Source organism: Microbacterium sp. LBN7 (assembly GCF_045690345.1).
Taxonomy (GTDB): domain Bacteria; phylum Actinomycetota; class Actinomycetes; order Actinomycetales; family Microbacteriaceae; genus Microbacterium.
This window is the reverse complement of sequence record NZ_CP147856.1, coordinates 1,226,033-1,242,934: the sequence shown is the minus strand read 5'-3', so window position 1 is coordinate 1,242,934 and position 16,902 is coordinate 1,226,033. Positions and strand designations below refer to the sequence as shown.

The 16,902-nt window shown below is 65.9% G+C and carries 16 protein-coding genes; 4 read left to right on the top strand and 12 right to left on the bottom strand.

The window, feature by feature from the left end; all coding sequences use genetic code 11:
- Window positions 1–4: 4 nt before the first annotated feature.
- Complete coding sequence (locus tag LBN7_RS05950; protein WP_407361230.1) at window positions 5–1,240, top strand: hypothetical protein; 1,236 nt, start codon at window positions 5–7, stop codon at window positions 1,238–1,240.
- 14 nt (window positions 1,241–1,254) lie between these two features.
- Here LBN7_RS05950 and LBN7_RS05945 read toward each other — a convergent pair whose 3' ends face one another.
- Entirely contained in the window at window positions 1,255–1,518 is a 264-nt protein-coding gene (locus LBN7_RS05945; RefSeq protein ID WP_341946397.1) for a hypothetical protein, read from the bottom strand.
- A gap of 914 nt (window positions 1,519–2,432) precedes the next feature.
- Between LBN7_RS05945 and LBN7_RS05940 the strand changes: the two genes are divergently transcribed.
- Together LBN7_RS05940 and LBN7_RS05935 are read left to right on the top strand one after the other, a co-directional pair.
- The gene (locus LBN7_RS05940; RefSeq protein WP_341946396.1) at window positions 2,433–3,152 is read left to right on the top strand and encodes a hypothetical protein; all 720 of its coding nucleotides are present in this window, start codon (window positions 2,433–2,435) and stop codon (window positions 3,150–3,152) included.
- A 47-nt stretch (window positions 3,153–3,199) separates the two neighbouring features.
- A complete protein-coding gene (locus tag LBN7_RS05935) occupies window positions 3,200–4,546 on the top strand; it encodes a hypothetical protein (RefSeq protein WP_341946395.1) in 1,347 nt (448 codons plus the stop codon).
- Window positions 4,547–4,761: 215 nt separating this feature from the next.
- On the opposite strand, the gene LBN7_RS05930 is transcribed toward LBN7_RS05935, so the two are convergent.
- The 11 genes from LBN7_RS05930 to LBN7_RS05880 all read right to left on the bottom strand — a co-directional run bounded on the left by LBN7_RS05930 (window position 4,762) and on the right by LBN7_RS05880 (window position 16,189).
- Window positions 4,762–5,466, bottom strand: a complete 705-nt coding sequence (locus tag LBN7_RS05930) for a DUF3800 domain-containing protein (RefSeq protein WP_341946394.1) — start codon at window positions 5,464–5,466, stop codon at window positions 4,762–4,764.
- 107 nt (window positions 5,467–5,573) lie between these two features.
- Complete coding sequence (locus tag LBN7_RS05925; protein WP_341946393.1) at window positions 5,574–6,020, bottom strand: single-stranded DNA-binding protein; 447 nt, start codon at window positions 6,018–6,020, stop codon at window positions 5,574–5,576.
- Window positions 6,017–6,535: a hypothetical protein gene (locus tag LBN7_RS05920; RefSeq protein ID WP_341946392.1), complete on the bottom strand. Its 519-nt coding sequence runs from the start codon at window positions 6,533–6,535 to the stop codon at window positions 6,017–6,019. Before LBN7_RS05920 ends, LBN7_RS05925 begins: the two co-directional genes overlap by 4 nt.
- The gene (locus LBN7_RS05915) at window positions 6,532–6,924 is read right to left on the bottom strand and encodes a hypothetical protein (RefSeq protein ID WP_341946391.1); all 393 of its coding nucleotides are present in this window, start codon (window positions 6,922–6,924) and stop codon (window positions 6,532–6,534) included. Before LBN7_RS05915 ends, LBN7_RS05920 begins: the two co-directional genes overlap by 4 nt.
- Window positions 6,921–8,759 (bottom strand): TraM recognition domain-containing protein, encoded by a 1,839-nt coding sequence (locus LBN7_RS05910; protein WP_341946390.1) that lies wholly within the window; start codon window positions 8,757–8,759, stop codon window positions 6,921–6,923. The genes LBN7_RS05915 and LBN7_RS05910 overlap by 4 nt, the downstream gene beginning before the upstream one ends.
- Window positions 8,760–8,777: 18 nt before the next feature.
- Window positions 8,778–11,582, bottom strand: coding sequence for an AAA family ATPase (locus tag LBN7_RS05905; protein ID WP_407361229.1), 2,805 nt, complete (start codon window positions 11,580–11,582; stop codon window positions 8,778–8,780).
- A complete protein-coding gene (locus LBN7_RS05900; protein WP_341940339.1) occupies window positions 11,582–13,075 on the bottom strand; it encodes an SCO6880 family protein in 1,494 nt (497 codons plus the stop codon). The genes LBN7_RS05905 and LBN7_RS05900 overlap by 1 nt, the downstream gene beginning before the upstream one ends.
- Window positions 13,072–14,532, bottom strand: a complete 1,461-nt coding sequence (locus tag LBN7_RS05895; protein WP_341940338.1) for a hypothetical protein — start codon at window positions 14,530–14,532, stop codon at window positions 13,072–13,074. Before LBN7_RS05895 ends, LBN7_RS05900 begins: the two co-directional genes overlap by 4 nt.
- The gene (locus LBN7_RS05890; protein ID WP_341940337.1) at window positions 14,532–14,819 is read right to left on the bottom strand and encodes a hypothetical protein; all 288 of its coding nucleotides are present in this window, start codon (window positions 14,817–14,819) and stop codon (window positions 14,532–14,534) included. Before LBN7_RS05890 ends, LBN7_RS05895 begins: the two co-directional genes overlap by 1 nt.
- Before the next feature lie 16 nt (window positions 14,820–14,835).
- Entirely contained in the window at window positions 14,836–15,453 is a 618-nt protein-coding gene (locus tag LBN7_RS05885; RefSeq protein ID WP_341940336.1) for a M23 family metallopeptidase, read from the bottom strand.
- A gap of 1 nt (window position 15,454) precedes the next feature.
- On the bottom strand, window positions 15,455–16,189 hold the full coding sequence (locus tag LBN7_RS05880) for a hypothetical protein (RefSeq protein ID WP_341940335.1): 735 nt from the start codon (window positions 16,187–16,189) through the stop codon (window positions 15,455–15,457).
- A 280-nt stretch (window positions 16,190–16,469) separates the two neighbouring features.
- Here LBN7_RS05880 and LBN7_RS05875 point away from each other — a divergent pair, with 280 nt between their 5' ends.
- Window positions 16,470–16,787, top strand: a complete 318-nt coding sequence (locus tag LBN7_RS05875; RefSeq protein ID WP_341940334.1) for a hypothetical protein — start codon at window positions 16,470–16,472, stop codon at window positions 16,785–16,787.
- The last annotated feature ends 115 nt before the right edge of the window (window positions 16,788–16,902 follow it).

The window sequence follows — 16,902 nt, the reverse complement described above, 5'->3', positions numbered from 1 at the left end:
GATCATGTCCGCCGATGAGAAAGACTATGCAGAGCACCGGCGTGAGGTAGACCGTCGTTGGCGGGAAGCGAACGCCGAGCACCTCCGCGACTATCGGCGCCGCTACAGGGAGAAGAACTCCGAATATCTCGCTGAGCGGGCCCGTGCCTGGCGCGAGGCGAATCTTGAGCGCGCACGGCAACACAACCGCGACTCCGAACGCCGACGATCAGCGCGGCTCCGGCAGCAGCAGGCCCGCAACGCCCGTGCACGTGAACGGTACCCTGAGATCCGCGACCAGCAGATCGAACGCGGACGACGTTTTCGGCGGGAGCATCCGGACAAGGTGTGTGAGTACCAGCGCCGCTACAAGGAACGACACCCGGAGCGGCATCGCGCGAACGCCGCCGCAACCGCGCAACGATACCGCGACGCACACGCGGACGAGATCCGCGAACGGCAACGCCTCGCAGCCGCAGAGCGCCGACGGGCCAACCCCGACGCATACAAGGAGCAGTACGCGCGCAACATCGAGAAGCAACGTGAACGCGGTCGCAACGCGTCACGACGACGAGCCCGCCTGAAGGCGCTCGACTTGCCGCCCCGGCACGTTCACCGCACCTACGCGGCGGACAAGCGCGCGCACACCGCCGACGCGGACGAGTTCTTCCGACGGCAACGATCGCTTGACATCCGCTCCGCGATCACCCTGGAAGCATCCCACCCGGATGCCCTCGCCGTACCCGACCGGGTCGACACACGTCGCCGGCAACTCCTCCGAGGATCGCCGTCGATTCCTGCCATCGAACGAGTTCGACGGACGGTCCGTGAACCAGAGTACCGGCAGCGACTCCAAGACTGGCAAGACGTGCGTCGCGCGGAGACGCTCAGAGCACGCCGTGCCCGCGACCTGCAGCGCGTCAGGGAATCACACGAGGCCGCTCGCCAGAAGATCCTGGACTCCCGACCCGCGATCTACGAAGGACACCGCCGGCGACGTCAGGCGAAGGTTCGCGAAGAAGTGCGCATGGACTCGATCGCGCGAGCGCAACGAGGACTGCCACCCTACGACCTCGACCGGGAAACACAAGAACGATTGGACGCGGAAGTCGCGGAGACTCTGCGCACACGGCTCGGTGAGGTTCGTGATCGCACCCTGAGGAGAGTCGATGGGGTTCTCGACAAGTACGACCGAGCCGCGCCTCACGGCACCAGCCCCGGCGTGAGGGGCAGTGGGTCAGGGCCGTCCATTGCCAGGTAGCGTCCGGTGTCCGATCAGTAGTAAGTGCGGTGGACGTGCCAGCCGTCCTCGGCCTTGTACACATCGAAGACAAGTGAGAGGCCATCGTCGTTCGTGCCTTGGAACCTCCACCCGCACAGGCCGGTATGCGGTTCGCTGAGCGGCACCGTCCAGTTCGAATGCCGCAACCGGGTCGGGATGTCCGAGACGCGCCACCGCTGGCCGGCGTAGACCATGCGGGCGGGGATGTCGTTTGCCAACCATAGCGTCGCGTGCTGTTCTACAGTTGCGGCGCTCATGAGTTAAGAGTGTAGAACGAATGTTCGATACTTGCTACCACTTATAGTGGTCGGAGGAAGGCGTACTGGCAACGCGAAGCCCGAGCCCACGCCCACGCCTCCGCGTGCGCGGCGGTGTCACCGTCGACGCCGGCGGCACCCGGGATCGAGTTCCGGGCAGGAGGGAACACCTACCGGTACTGGGTGTGGGGCAGCGCTGTCAGGGGCGACGACCGCGAATGAAATTGATCGGAGCGTCGGGAGACCAGGGGTATCACTGCCTGTGCCGAGCGCGACCGATAGCATGTGCGCATGGATTTTCCGGTGGGCGTTTGGGGACACTACGGGTTCCGGTCATCTCCGTACTCGACGTCAGCGTTGCGAGTCGACGATGCCGATGAGAGTCTGCTTGTCGGCCGGGACGATGAACTTGGGCTCGTTCTCCGCGACCTGATGAGCGGCACTCAGATGGTCGCCCTAGAAGGCGATTACGGGGTGGGAAAATCGAGTCTCGCAGCGGTAGCTGCTTCGATGGCATCCAGGTGGCGCCAGGATACGCGAAGCATCGCACCTCTCTTTCTGGCGCCTGGCCGGCCCCTTGAACTAGACGAGAGCGATACAGCCGCATCGCTCGAAAGCGGGCCTATTACCAAGTAGCAGGGTCAATCCTCGCGAACGAAAACCGGCTCGTCAGAGAGGGGCTCAGGCTCCCGCAGATCGGCGAGTTTCGCCGATGGCTTACGACGTCATCCGGTGGCGGGTGGTCAGCAGGCATCGGCGTCAGCTTCCCGAATGTCATCGGTGCCAATCTCTCCGGAGGAAGGAACAAGAGCCCGAACACGAGCCCTGGCTTCAATGAGATCGGCGTTGTAACTCTGATCGATTCCTGGCTGTCGGAGATCTCGACCTCTCCCGCCGGCGGCGGTGTGATTCTGATGCTTGACAATCTCGAAGTCCTTGGCAACTTCCCTAAGGGGGTGCAAGTCTTTGAGTCCCTGCGCGACCGTCTGTTCAAGCGGCAGGGACTTCGATGGATCATCAGTGGAGCCGAAGGTACCGTGCGTGCAGCCCTCAGCACGCCGAAGATGAGCGGCGTCTTCCCCGAGCCGATCGAGATCACCCCTCTGCCACACGATCTTGTATCTCAGGTGATCTTGCGTCGAGAGGAAGCTTTCCGGACGCGAAGCGATGCGAAGCTGCCCGTGTCAGCGACGGCCTTCGAGGATGCATACATAGCGACCGGTCGGAATTTGAGAATGACGCTTGGCCTAGCGGAGCGATTCTCGATGAGGACCGAACCCGGGGACATGGCTTGGATGTCTCCGGAGGCGCGTGACGCGAGGTTCTGGGATTGGCAAGTTCGCGAGGGTGAGAAGGTGATCGAGCAAGTCTCAAGTAAGCTCACGGAGGCTCGTTGGAAAGTCCTCACCACTCTCGTGAAGAGCCTTGATGGCTTCTCCACCTCTGCGAACTTCAGCGATTTCGGATACAAGTCCCTGGGGTCGCTTCAACCTCACGTTCAGGCGCTCTCGCAGCTCGGCCTTGTCGACTATGCGGCAGACGAGACCGACGGCCGCAGGCGGACCATCACTGCCACCGAGCGGGGTCGGCTAGCGGTGGCGACGCGACCACTTCTCGCGTCCGATGAAGAATAGATTTCCGTCGGCGGAACGGAGTCGTCAACCCCCGAAAGAGCTGTAACGTGTCTATCCCTTCGAAAGCCGAGTTCGCTCGACTTGTCGACAACCTCACTCGGGAGCAGTACGAAGACCTAATCACCGTAGTCGCAGCAGCCGATGTGGATATCCCCGGTTGGCGCGACCGAGCCTTGCGATCAGATCCGACCGAACTCGATAGTGACCCGGTATCGTTCTGCGTCTCGTTTGCGGACTGGGAGTCAGCCATCGCGCTCGCGCAGATTTCTCCATGTGAGGTTCCAGGCCACTGGTATGGCGGTATCTGGATCGAAGTCAGAGAATCTCAGCTTCAAGTCATCACCTCGAACAATAAAGACGCCCATAGGGCGGTGATCGACGCCGAGGTCTTCGGATACGGGCGTACTCTGGTCGACGCCCGAGACGTCCGTCTCCTCACGGAAGCGCTTCGGAAGGGGATGCCGGCATCGGTACGGAGGAACGCAACGCTCACCGTCACGACCGAAGATTCGCACCTCCGACTTTCCGCTCATGGCCGTTCCCACCGCGTCGCTACGTTCCGCAGGTCTTCCGATGCTCCAACGGTGCCGCCGACGGCGGAAATCGAAGTGTTGGTGGCCGACGGCCCGGCGCTCGGGCGCGCAATTCTTCACGTCGCGGCGGCGGCGGACGAGAAAGGCAGCGCCGACGTCCTTCGAACCGATCGAATCGGATTCCGCGCGTCGGACGGGTTTCTCACTCTCGATGGAACGGACCGGTATGCGGCGGCTGAGGCGACTATTCCCGCGACGCACGAATCGCAAAGCTTCGATGTGTTCGTCGATTCTTCCTGGCTCAAGCGAGTGGGGAACCTCTTCCGGCCGGGGCCGGCACGGATCGGAGTGACCCAGGAGAACGGTACCGATGTCCTGATGCTCGCAAACGGCACCTGGACGGCCTGGACCACGGGTGTTGGCAGCTGGCGGAAGCGATTCACTCCGCTAGTCGACACCGATCGCACGAGTGTCGTCGTTGCCCGAAGAAACCTGCACCGGTTTCTCACCGAGGCCGATCGGTTGGCAGGGTCAGGAAAGGTAGGAACGAACGACTGGAGAGTGCGTTTCGTGTTTGCTGATGAGACTCTGCACATTTCGTCGTTGGACGACTCAAGCAGTGCTAGAGCGGGGAGCCTTCATCTCCGAGTCGAGCACGAAAGCGGACCTGGTTCGACGTCCGCCTACCTGGATGTGCGGCGAACTCTGAGGGCGTTACGACGGTTCTCGAGCCACAATGTTGCAATTCACTTCGGAGCGGCGGATGTGGCCTACGTGACGAATCCCGGCGCAATCATCGAGCGCCGTCCGGCGTTGCTCTGGGGCATGAGGACTTCGCCCCCTGAAGACCCCGGGGAGTAATCCAGCGTGTCAAGCGAGGGGACGATGTTGGCGTGGCTTCCTGTCGCCGCTGAGATGGGCGTCTCTGCGACAAGGGACTCCGGTCATGGAGTGACTAGGACGCCGCGCAGCTACTTAATTGAATCCATCATGCGCGGACAAACTGGCGTATGATGGTTCTCGCAGACCCCCTCCGTACATGCGGATCAAGGGGGTCTCGCTGTATCTCCGTGCCGTCAGATCTGCTGCGGGCTCCGGCGGAGATCCCGTTCGGCGAGGTGGTCGCGGTACCAGTTCCAGGCGAACTCGTTGCCAGGGTGGCGATCGAGGGAGGCGCAGGCGCTCCAGGCGACGAGATCCGCCATCTGCTCGAGCTGTGAGTGCCGAGAGTCGAGATGGATGGCGTCCTCGATGACTCGCCGCAGGTCGAGCCTGAGGGCACGATGGGTGGAGCGGTAGGTCGGATCCGTGCCGTCGCCGTCCATGAACACCATCGCCAGCGATCTGGAGCGTGAGAGCTCCTGCTCGATGTGCGCGACGAGGGCTGAGTACGCTTCTTGGCGGGTTCGGGCGAGGTCTTGCGGTGCACCATGCCGGAAGACCGAACCGACAGTAAGGCCTTCGGTGCTTCGCAGCGTCTCGAGGCACGCGGTGGCGATCTCTCGGCCGACGTCTTTCCAGTATTCGACGCCGTTGTGGCGGTGCCGATCGGGGAAGCGCTGTGAGATCCGTCCGCGGCCGTTAACGTAGTCGGTCGTGTGCAGCTCCTGCGTTACGGGAATGCCTAATTCGCGCCAGAGCCGCTTGCGCATGTCGAGCCAGGTTCGCAGGATGCCGGCCCATTGGTGCGGGGCGAACTCGACCCATCCGTAGACGACGAGCCCGGACTGCGGGTGCCCGGAGTCGTCGACGTAGATCAGGCGGTCCAGGGTATCGGGCATCATCCTATCCTCGCAGCGCCACGCAGCGCTGCGACGCTCAGCGCTCAGGGTTCCTCTGTCGTGGAAGAGCGGACGGGAGTAACATCACTCCCGTCCGTTCTGGTGGTTCAGCGCGCGACGTCTGCGCCGGCGTACGAGGCCGGTGCTGCTACCGGCCCCGAAGCGTCTGCTGCGGGGCCGTTAGCTTTTGGGGCGCGGCTGATGGTGGCGTCTGCGAACTTGAGTGAGGCGCCGATGGTGTCGGCGAGGATGTCGCGGGTCTCTCGGACCTGCCCGGTCTCCTTGTCGGTGTAGGAGCCGAAGCGGAGGTCGCCGACGACGATCGCCGTGTCGCCCTTGTGGAGCGAGTTGGTGACGTGTCGGGCCTGCTGGTTGAACACGACGACGCGGTGGAACACGGTGCCTGCGTCTTCCCACCGGCCAGTGTCCTCGTTGAGGCGCCGATCGTTGACGGCGAGGGAGAACCGCGTGTATTCGGTGCCGGATTCTCCGGAACCGTGTTCGGGGTCGGCGGTGAGGTTGCCTTCCAACGTCACCGGGATCTTGGTGGTCATTCTTCTTTCCTTTCGTCAGGGGACGGGGTCGTCCCCGGGTGGGCGCGGGCCTGGCTGGCCCACGCGGTCCAATCCTCCTCATCGGTAGCGCCGTCCCAGGTGCGGGGTTTGGTGGGGCGGTGTCCGGTGGAGCATCCGCCGCCGTAGGCGTGGCTGAGGCGGGGCCAGGCGATGGCGAGGCGTTCGTGCCAACCGATGGGGCCGAAGCCGGCGTCGCTGGGATCGAAGGCGGCGAGGTGGGCGGTGTGGAGAGCGGAAAGTTCTTCGACGAGCCTGTCGTGTTTCCACCAGCAGGCGGGGATTACGCTGACTGGGACGTTGTAGCGAACGGTCATCCATTCCACCCAGTCCCGCAATGCTTCCCACCGTTCGGACGCATCGTCGTCGGCGAGCTCATGCCAGTTCGTCACGATCCCGCCGATGGGTGCGGACGTGCCGTAGCGGTTGAGAGGGTCGAGGCCTGCGAGTTCTTGTGCGAGCAGTGCCTCGACGTCCTCACGGTCGCGACTGTTCATGATGCCTCCTCCTGCAGTTGCGGGAGCCGCTGCTGGAGGGCGGTGAGGGCGTGGTCGGATGCTTGCCGGCGGGTGCGGTGGTGGGCGAGGATGATGTCGCGGTCGATGAGCCGGTGCAACAGTTCGTGACAGTACGGGTGCAGGGGCATGAGGTCGACGTCGTCTTCCCAGGCCTGCCAGACGCCGTGCACGATGCCGACGCCTGCGTAGTCGCGGTGATGCAGTTCGAGGTGGTCGGCGGTGTCGGCGATGCCGCACGCGGCACACGGGACGCGGCCGGCGCGGGTGTGCTGGCGGAACCAGCGGTCGCGGCGGGCGTGCCAGGCGGGGGAGCGGAGGAACTCCTGCCGGTAGAGGTTCTTCAGGCCGGTGCGGCGCTGGTTGCTCATTCGTCTCTCACCGCCTCCGAGACATCCTCCGCCGCGACGGGTTCCTCCGGGCCGTTCACCGCGTCGCGGTGGTGGATGTCGTGGAAGACGCTGCGTTGTTCGGCTTCGGTCTGCTGCTTCCCGCGGGTGACGTCGGCGGCGTCGCGGCGCTCGTCCCAGCCAGCGAGGTCCAGGAGCACGCCGCGGCGGTTGCGGTAGGCGAGCAGCCCCAGGGTCTCCGGCATCCGGCGGATCTCGTCAGCGGACATCAACGGCAGCCGATCCTGCCGTTCGGCGGTGTGGTGCCCAGCTTGGTTCGTGTCCCAGGATCGCTCTGTGCGGCGGGCATCTCTCGTGCCGAGGAGCGTCTCGATGTCGCGGAGGTGGGCGACATGACTGGCGCCGCCGAGGAGGACTTTCGCGGTTGCGGCGGCCCAGATCGTGTCCGCTTCGGCGCGCGACCAGGCCGTCTCGGCCTGGGAGAGGGCTTGCAGGACGACGAAGGTGCAGATTCCGCGTCCGCCGCCGTCCGCCATCACCCGGGGGAGCCCGCCCCAGCGGAACATGTTCACGATCTCGTCGAGGATCAACCCGAGCGGCCGGGTGAGCCTGGAGCCGGGGGATGAGAGAGCGCGGGCACGGGCGACTTCGACGATGTCGTCGAGGAGCGAGCCGAGGAATCCTCCCATCGCGGCGGCGCCGGAGGAAGAGCCAAGGAGGTAGAGAGTGTTCGCGTCGTCGAGGAACGCGCGGGCGTCGAAGATGTTGTCGCCGGGACGAGGCATGAGTGCGTCGCGGATCTGAGGGACGGCGAGGGGCGCGACGGCACCTTGGACACCGAACCAGATGGAGGAGACGAGTTTCTCGTCCCCGCTGATCGTCGCCTCCAAGTTGTCGCCCCACCCGGGGGCGCCATCGGAGCGGAGGATGTCGACCGCGGTACGGGCAAGGGCGGGGCTGGAACCCCAGTCATAGACGTCTTCGATGGTCCGCTCGCCGACAGCGGCTGCGTGCAAGAGCCGGCCGAGGACGACTCCGGAGGCGTGCGCCCATTCCCCGTTCGTTGTCGACGCGCCCAGCGCGGTGCCGGTGATGATCGCTGTGCCGCGTTGCATCGCAACCAGGGGGTCTTCGCAGCCGGGGAGTGGGCTGACTTTTAGCGGGTGGCGGATGCCGGAGAGGCCTTGCGGGTCGAAGACGTGCACGGCGCCGCGGCGGGTGCGGGGTCGCATGGTCGCGGTGAGGTTGTCGTTCGTCGTGGAGGTAGTGATGAGGGGCCCGGACCAATCGAGGATCGCGGAGATCAGCACCCGGTACCCCTTGCCGGAGCGAGGTGGGCCTTCGAGGGCGACGGAGTCTTCGATCGACACGTACACGTCGCGGCCGCGGGAGCGCCCGACCCGCCACCCCACGTCCGCCGGCTGCGGGTGCTCGAGGTCCGGGCGCAGCTGCGCGGCGCGTCGCAGGACGGCCGCCGAGGATAGGTGCTGGCGGATCTCGGAGGCAGGGGCGAACCCGGGACGGGAGCGCAGGTCGGCGATGAACGCCCGATCCGATTCCCGGTACCACCGGTACCCGATCACCCCACCCGCGATGACCGCAAGCACCAGGAGCACGGCGACGAGATCCAGAACCCGGATGGCGGTGACAGGTATCGCGCAGCCGGCCAGTGCCGCATACCCACCGGGGTCGCCGGTGACAGCGAGGGCGATGCCGGCGAATATGCTGGCCGGCGCAGGGCGGGCGCCGCAGACGGTGTGCGTCACCGCCTCGGCGACGATCGCGAACAGGAGGCTGAGCAGGAAGATCGCGGCGAGGACCCCCGCGACACCCTTTCCGGCCCACCGGTTGTTCATGATCGGCTCCCGTTCTGCTCAGTCGAGTCCGATGGCGGCGTTGGCGGCGACGAGGATCCACGCGTCGCGGGTGCGGGTGCGGAGGGCATCGAAGCGCAGGGCGCCGCTTTTGAGGGCGGGGTCGAAGGGGATGACTCCTACTACCCGCACTTGCCCGGCGAACGCGTGGGCGATCCGTACTGATTCTCGCCGGGAGCCGGGTTCGGGTTGGGTGACGACGACGACCGCGTTCGCGGCGAGGTCGGCAGAGTGCTCATCGCGGTTCTTCAGGGCTTCGAGGAGGAGCGCGGCGGATTCGGCAGAGTCGGCGGACGGGAGAGTGGGGATGATCAGCTGGTGGGAGTAGTCGATCATCCGCAGCCACCGGTCGGCGGATTCGTCATTGCCGGAATCGAAGATCACGAGACGGTAGTAGTGCGTCGCGACGCGGGTCAGTAGGTCGAACTCGGCAGTCGCTATGCGCTGGTCGGCGGCGAGCAGTTCGGGGTTGGAGCGAAGGACGTCGTACCGGTCGGCGGGCTGGTGGTGCACGAACCGGGCGATGTCTGACACCGATGCCGCGGGATCGAGGAGCTCGGGGGCCGCGGGTAGCAGGTCGCGGATGGTGGTGTCGTAGAGGCCGTGTTCGGTGCGCCAGCCGAGTGTGCCGCGGGTGTCGTTGTTGTCCCAGGCGAGCACGCTACCGCCACCGTAGCGGGCGAACACGGCGGAGATCATCGCGGTCGACATGGTCTTCCCGATTCCACCTTTCCCGTTCACGACCGCGAGCAGACGGGAACCCGCCCAGTGCCGGGAGACGCACGCCACCGCGTCCCGCTTCAGCTTCTGCATCGGTGACTCGGACACGCGAATGCCTGCGCGGGCGGCGACTGCTCGCCATCCGGTCGACGGGGTGTCCGTCCGCGTGGTGTCGATGAATGAGCGGCGTGCGGTGGCGGGTTCAGCAGGATCACCGGTCGCGGAGGCTGCGGAAGCGGCGTGCTCTTCGGGTGCTTCCCTGGATGGGGCGGGCGAGATGTCGCCCGCAGCGGTGACGAGGAGGCGGTGATCGCCGCGGTCTCCGCAGGTGACGAGCTCGAGCGTCATCCCGCTGCGGATCGCTTCGGCGGCGGCACGCTGCACGACGAGGTGGCGGATGTCCTCACCAGGGGCAGCGGTGATCGGCTCGCGGTGCCCGTCAGTTGAGGTGAATGTCGCCGTGGCGCCGGTGACGGTCGCATAGGCGCGGGGTGTGGTGCCGATGCTCATGTCAGCTCCTTGTCCGTGGTGAGCCACCCATCGACGGCGGTGTCGGTCGGCCAGGCGACGTCGATATCGCGGAGATCCAGGTCCGAAGGGCCTGGTATAGGGGTCGTCGAGTTCGAGGGCGTCGTCGGTCTGGAACAGGTCGTATTCCCAGTCGGTGGAGGTGCTGAACGCGTCGACGAGATACGGGTACTGGCCGACATAGGCGAGAAAGACGCCTTTGCGGAGCTGGCGGGCCATGGCGACGTGCGCGGTCGGGATGCTGAGGCGTCGCTGGAGGGCGTCGCCTTCTTGCTGGTTGACGCGGAAGATGAATTTGTTCTCGATGTCTCCGATGATCGAGTAGGCGAGGTTGCGTTCTTGGGAGTCGGCGTCGCCGACGGCATCGACGTCGCCTATCTTGTGCAGGATGACGATGTTGCTGATGCCGTAGTGGCGGGATAGCTTCAACCATTGCTGGTACATAAACAGGGATGAGATGGAGGTCATGTCTCGCCAGCCTTCTTCGCGGATGACGTATCGGGTGCGGCGGGCGGTGCGGTCGGAGATCACGGCCTGGATCCAGGCGGTGGTGCAGATCTGCGACATCTGTGCGACGAGGTCGCCGCGGGCGAACAGTTCGGAGGTGTCGACGACGACGATCGGCGCGTCCTGGTCGAACACGACGGTGGACTCGTCTTCGAACAGACCGGAGAGGTCGCCGTCGACGAAGCGGCGCAGCACGTAGCTGGGCTGCACGGCACCGTCGGCGAGGTGCCGGTCGGCGGTGGTGTCTCCGGCGAGGGCGGTGAGGTCGGCGTAGACGCCGCGCAGTGTCGGAGTGTCGTCGGTGCGGCGGATGCAGCGGGTGAGGGCTTCGTGGAGGGCTGCGTGTTCGACGGCGGTGAGGCGGGTACCGGGGAGGGCGGCTTCGGCGAGGGAGGTGAGGACGGTGACGCGGCGCTGTTTCACCATGAGCTCGTGCTGGCTGTCGCTGACCCCGGTGCGCCGAGGACCCCGATCCAGCGGGTTCAGGCGCGTGTCGAGCGCCCCGCCGAGTCGGATCACGTTCCCGCCCGGGATCGCCTCGGCCATTGTGACCCATTCGCCTTTGGGGTCGGAGGGGACCACGGCCTGGTGCCCGAAGGGCAACGAGCGGGTGACGAGGGTCTTGATGATGGCGCTCTTGCCGGCGCGGTATGCGCCGAGGACGAGGATGTTGGTGGAGAACGTGCCCCGGTCGGTGCTGTCTGCGTAGGTCTCCCAGGGGGAGAAGTGCCAGAGTGCGTCCGCGTTGAGGTCGACGCCGAGTATCGGTCCCTTGTGGCCGAGGCCGGCGTCGGCGACGAACGGGTAGATCCCGGCGAGGTGCTGCGATGTCGCCTGGTGCGGCGGGATCGTCGCCGCCGCGAGGTTCCAGTACCCGGACTGGGTGAGCCCCGGGCCGAACGGGCCCGGCACCGCGGCCTCCGGCAACGCGAGCTCGCGCCGCGACCGTGCAGGCGGCCGGTCGGGTGGGGCGGCGGTGGTGCGGCGCAGTGTGCGCCGTTCCCGGCGCGACAATTCGGAGGGTTCGAAGAGGATGCGGTGGCGGGTCATCAGCTCATCCCCAATCCGAGGGGCAAGGCGTTGACCAGGAGCGCTTCGGCCTGCTGACAGTAGAGGACCTGCGCTTCCATCTCTGCCTGCACGAGCGCGTTGCGCATCCCGGCGACGGCTTGATCGAGTTGTTCTTCGTCGCGGGCGCTGATGGTCAGGTAGGCGCCGTACCGGAACTCGCCGTTCCCGGCGACGAGCTCTTCTTCCTCTTTCTCGAGCGCGTCCCAGTCGGCCTTGTCGGCGGCGGATCCGTCCGCGCCGCGTCGGGCGCGCATGCGCTCGTTACCGCGCCAGATCTTCTTGTCATCGCGGACCCGCTTCAACGCCCGCTTCAACGGCACCGGGGTGAGGACGATCGAGAAGATGTGTGTGACGGCTTCCCCGGTGTGCGGGTGGCGGGCGAACACGATCGGCGACACGAAACCGACGTAGGCGTCTGAGCGCGGCCATTCGTGAATCCACAGGGTGGTGTGCACGCCGGAGTCGGTGCGGACGAGGTGGTTGGATCCGCGGGGTTCTTCCAAATACATCGGGCCGATCGCGGCCGGATCGACCCCGGCGTGGTCGTCGTCGCGATTCTGGATGTGGGATGCGGACTCCGGGTCGAATGCGACCCTCGCGAGCGCCGCGATCTGCCGCGGCGAGAGCCAGGCGCGGACTTTGATGCTCGCCGCGGTGAGCGCATCAGCGAGGGTCCGGGTTTCCATGAACGCGAGGGTCTGCGCTCCGGTCTTCCCTCCGCCGAGCGCTTTGACTTGGGCGCCGAGGGCGAAAAGATCGAGGCTGAAGGTGAGGTAGTTGCGGTGGGCTACGGCGAACCGCTCCGAGTCGTCCATGACTTGCTCGTAGTTGACGGCCACAGGTGAACTTCGATCCTGCCCGCGGTGCTCGACGACCGCGTCGTAGTGCGTGCGGGCGGCGCGGATCGTGGTCGGCAGGGTGCGCTCCTGCAGCGTGACGCGTTTCATCCCCGGCCGTTGGGTGAAGGAGGCGAGCACCCGTGACCACTGCTCGGCCAGGTCCAGCCGTTCCGGGATGTCGTGCATGAGGAACCCCTGCACCTCGAGCTCGGCGGTGACCGATACCGTGCGGCGGCGCGGGTCATACACACAGGCGACCCCGTCGACGTCCCACAGTTGCACGGATGCTCGGGTGCCGGGGAGATTGAGGGTGCCGGCGAGCTGGATCCGCTCAGGACGGAATGTCTGCGTCGTCGCACCGGCGACGTGCCGGACCTGCTTCATCAGCCACAAACCGGCCATCTTCGGCGCGGACAGGCCGTGCACGGTCACCACCGCCGTCAGCGCCAAGGGCACATATACAGGTGCGGCGTACAGCAGCCCGAAGGGTCCGAAGCGGTTGATGAACACGAGGATCACGAGGGCAGCGGCTGTGACGAATCCGAGCTGCCAGGGGTCCATGCCCAGCACGATTCCCTGACGGGACCGCCCAGGTAGCCGTACCGGCCGGTCTGGGGAAGCTTCAGCGGTCATTGCCTGCTCCTTTCCGGTCGCGGCGGAGATGCCGGTGATGTTGAGGATGGTGGGGGAGGCGGTGCCGAGGTGGCTTGGCTGCGTGGCGGTGTCGAGCCCGACGTGGATCTGGGTGGCGGTGTGGAGGCGGGCTTCCGCGGACCCCCCGGTCCGCCCGTCCCGGTGCGGGGCGTGGTCGGTGTCGAGCGTGCGGGGCCGCGGGGGACGCCGGCGGGGTGCGCACCGAGCCGGGAAGGCATGCGGGCGGCGGAGCGGGCGGCGTTCGATCCGGCGCGGGCGGCGTGGCCGCCTATCCTCGATCCGATGCGGTCCGCGGCGACGCCGCCGAGGAACGTGAACAGCCCGAACACCGCGAACGGCGCGAACGCCGCGAGCACGAGCCCGATGAGGAGCGGCCAGGCCTGCGGGTCCCAGATCGTCTCCACCTCGGCGAGCCCGTTGACGATGAGGGTGAGGAACCCGATCGTCAGCGGCCCGGCGAGCAGCAGCGACACGACAGCGGACACATACCGGACCACCCATTGCGGGCCGATCGTGCGCAGCGGAAACAGCATCCAGGCGACGGGTCCCGCGGTGACCAATGCGGCCAGGGCGATGTTGCGGAACGTGAACACGAGGACGAGCAGCAGCATCGACAACAGCAGGAGCCCGTGGATGAGGAACGCGAAGAAGTAGTTCGCCTCCCCGCCCGCCCAGGTTACCTTCTGCAGAGTCGTGAACAACGTCGCCGGCCCGTCCCGGTTCAGGATGTACCAGGTGAGGTCATCGACAGCGTTCAGAAGGTGACCGGTCATCCACAGCGTCAGCGGCACCGCGGGAATCGCGAGGAACGTGCGCACCACGGCGCTGACCAGCTCGTCGCGTTCGCCGGAGATGACCGCGGCGGCGACGGACCAGGCCATGGCGGCAAACGTGATCACGAGGACCGCCCACTGCCAGAACGACCACTCGGTCGCCGCAGCGGTCCACAGCACCGTACTGGTGTCGAAGCGCAGGCTCGACGCGACGAGCAGCATCGCGGTTGTGGAGGCGATCGCCATCCCGCGGCCGGCGTTCTCGAACGTCGTACACACGACATCGCCGACGCTGCAGCCGTATTTCACGATCAAGTTCTTCCCTCCCGCTTGCTGCAGCGCGGCGGCGTGGCCTTCATATGTCGTACACACCGTTGTGGACGCGCCGTTCATTAACACGTCGACAAAGCACTGCTGAGGCTTCACCTCGCTCGCGGTCGTCGGTGTGCAGGCGACCTGTCCGGAGGAGTACCGGCAGAACACGGGATACGCCGGCGATGACCAGCTCTCGCCCTCCACGACGATCAGAGGTTCGCCCGGCCCTGCCTCTACCGACATCGACCGCGGAGTCGATTCGGTCGTGGCCGATGCGGGTGCGAGCGCGCAAAGCATTGAGAGGAGTCCGAGAAGAGCTCCGATCAGGACGGTGCGCGCAGTGGACATCAGAAGCCGAAGTCGAAGTTCACGAACCAGCCGAACAGTCCGTTCGCCGCTCCCAGAATGGCGGCGGCGATGAAGATGCGGGTGATGTTGTCGCCCGCCCAGGACTGCACCTTGTGGGTGGCCATGTTGGGGAAGGCGAGGGCGGCGCCGGCGATGACCAACATGATGAACACGGCCAGCATCGCGCCGGCCAGCACATAGGAGGCGAGGACTTGCAGTCCACCGAAGAACGGGGCGGAGAAGTCCGGATTGATCGGGGGGACGTCGACGTCGAACGGCAGTATCACGATGAACTCCTTGTTCTCATCTGAGCGGCAGGCCAAGAGCGGCCATGAAAGGTTCCGGGTCGATCGCGACACCGGCCCTACGGACCTCGAAATGCAGATGGCATCCGAACGATTGCCCGGTGTCTCCCTCCGCGCCCAACGGGGTTCCGGCGGCCACGTCGTCGCCGATCTCGACCCGGAGCGAATCCCACAGCATGTGGCCGTACAGGGTCTGGATGCCGTCGCCGTGGTCGATCATCACGGCGTTCCCCCACCCAAAGTAGGAGCCGGCGACGACGACCGTCCCGGGACCGGCCGCGTAGACGGTGCTCTTGCACGCCTGCGACATGTCATAGCCTTTGTGATTCGTGGAGCAGTAACTGCAGCCCGATACCGGGTTGTATCCGAACCCCCGCCCGGTGCTGTACGCACCCTTCAGCGGGTACCCCCACTGACCGTTGACCGCCGGACCGTCCGTCGTCCCAGTCGACGTCCCCGTCACAACGAGCGACCCCGACGCGGCGAACGGGATCACTGCGAGTGGCGCAAGCACGAGCAACATGAGCAACACGCCGGCCGCGAGAACCGCGGTCACGATCCGGCTCGCGGTCCTCGACTTCGCGAGGGCCGCAGCGGCCAGGACCGGGATGCCCATGTCAGGGCTCCATCGGCTCCGCAAAGAACCGGACGACCTTGCAATCCCCCGACTGCTGCGCGCTTCCGGGCGCCGGGACGGACCCCTCACCGCAGAGCACCTGCACGCTGACCCGCACCCGGTCCTCGTAGCCGTACTCGGCCCCATCGCCATCGACACGGGTGTAGGAGAGGGCCACGTCGGCCGTGCCGATCCGCATGTCGCCTGACGGATCCTCGGACACCGCAACATCCTCAATCGCGCCGGTGAGCGCCGCAACCACCCGCCCCTTCGCAGAGGCGAGGGAATCCCAGTCCGCTTCCGTGAGCACCACAGATTGCCGGAGTTCGAGCAGCGCAGCATCCAATGCTGAGTCACGGTCAGGCTCGGACGTGTACCGGGTATCTGGTGTGAACCAGGTTTCGAGATACGCAAGCCATTCTTCCCGCGAGCTCAGTTGTGTGTCGAACGTCGATGCCGCCTCGAGGGCCCGCTGGATGTAGAAGTTGGCGTCCGTCGTGATCGGCTCGGGCACCCAGCCCTTGTCGGTGACGCTGGGATCCACCACGGCACCGGGAACCACCGTCGGTAGGGCCGAAGGGGAGTCGGGAGGCTCGGGGGATGCGGACGGACTAGGAATCGGGGTCTGCTGGTTCAGGAGCGCGCCGAAGATGATGGCGATGATACCCGCGGCTAGGATGACCGCGCCGATCCATGCCCACGCGATACCGCGCTTGCCGTTCCGCTCCCTGGCCACGATGGTCAGCCCTCCCGAAGCTCCAGGACGGCGACGATGCGCGGGCTGCACTGGTCCGGCATACGCCGCAGTGACCCAGTGGACAATACTCCGGTCAGATCGCCCCGTCTATAGGCCTTTTGGGGGAAACGCGCCACGGCTTCCCGCTGGTTCGCGGGGCTGTATAGCTGCGATGCCTTAATCATGAAGTGAACGGTACACCCACTCACTTCGGAAGTAAATGGGTAAATAGTTCGGTCTGCATCTGGATCGCGTGGATTATAGGGACGACAATGGAGCCATGCCCAAGTACGCCCGACCTGCCGATGGCGAAGCTGCCGAGAGCCTCCTCGCGATCCTCGGCAACCGGGCCAAGACCAGCATCATCCGGCAGCTACGCAAGACCCCGGACGTGGGGCGCAAGGACCTCGTCGAGGCGCTGCAGCTGCCGGCATCGACGATCATCCCGTACCTCGGCGAACTCGAAAGCGTAGGTCTCCTGTTCGCAGACCCCCCGCGCGGGGAGCGCAAGCGGGGCGAGTGGGTCGTCTACCGCGTCAACGACGAAGCCGTCACCGAGATGTATCTCCGACTCGGGCAGGAGATCGGAGAAATTTAGACTCGCAACGGCTCGCAACCTCGTTGCACTACGCATAGCGCAACCTCGTAGTGCGCCTCTCAATAACTCACAGGTGGGTCAGCGTATAACGCGCCAAGATGGGTTCATAGCCACA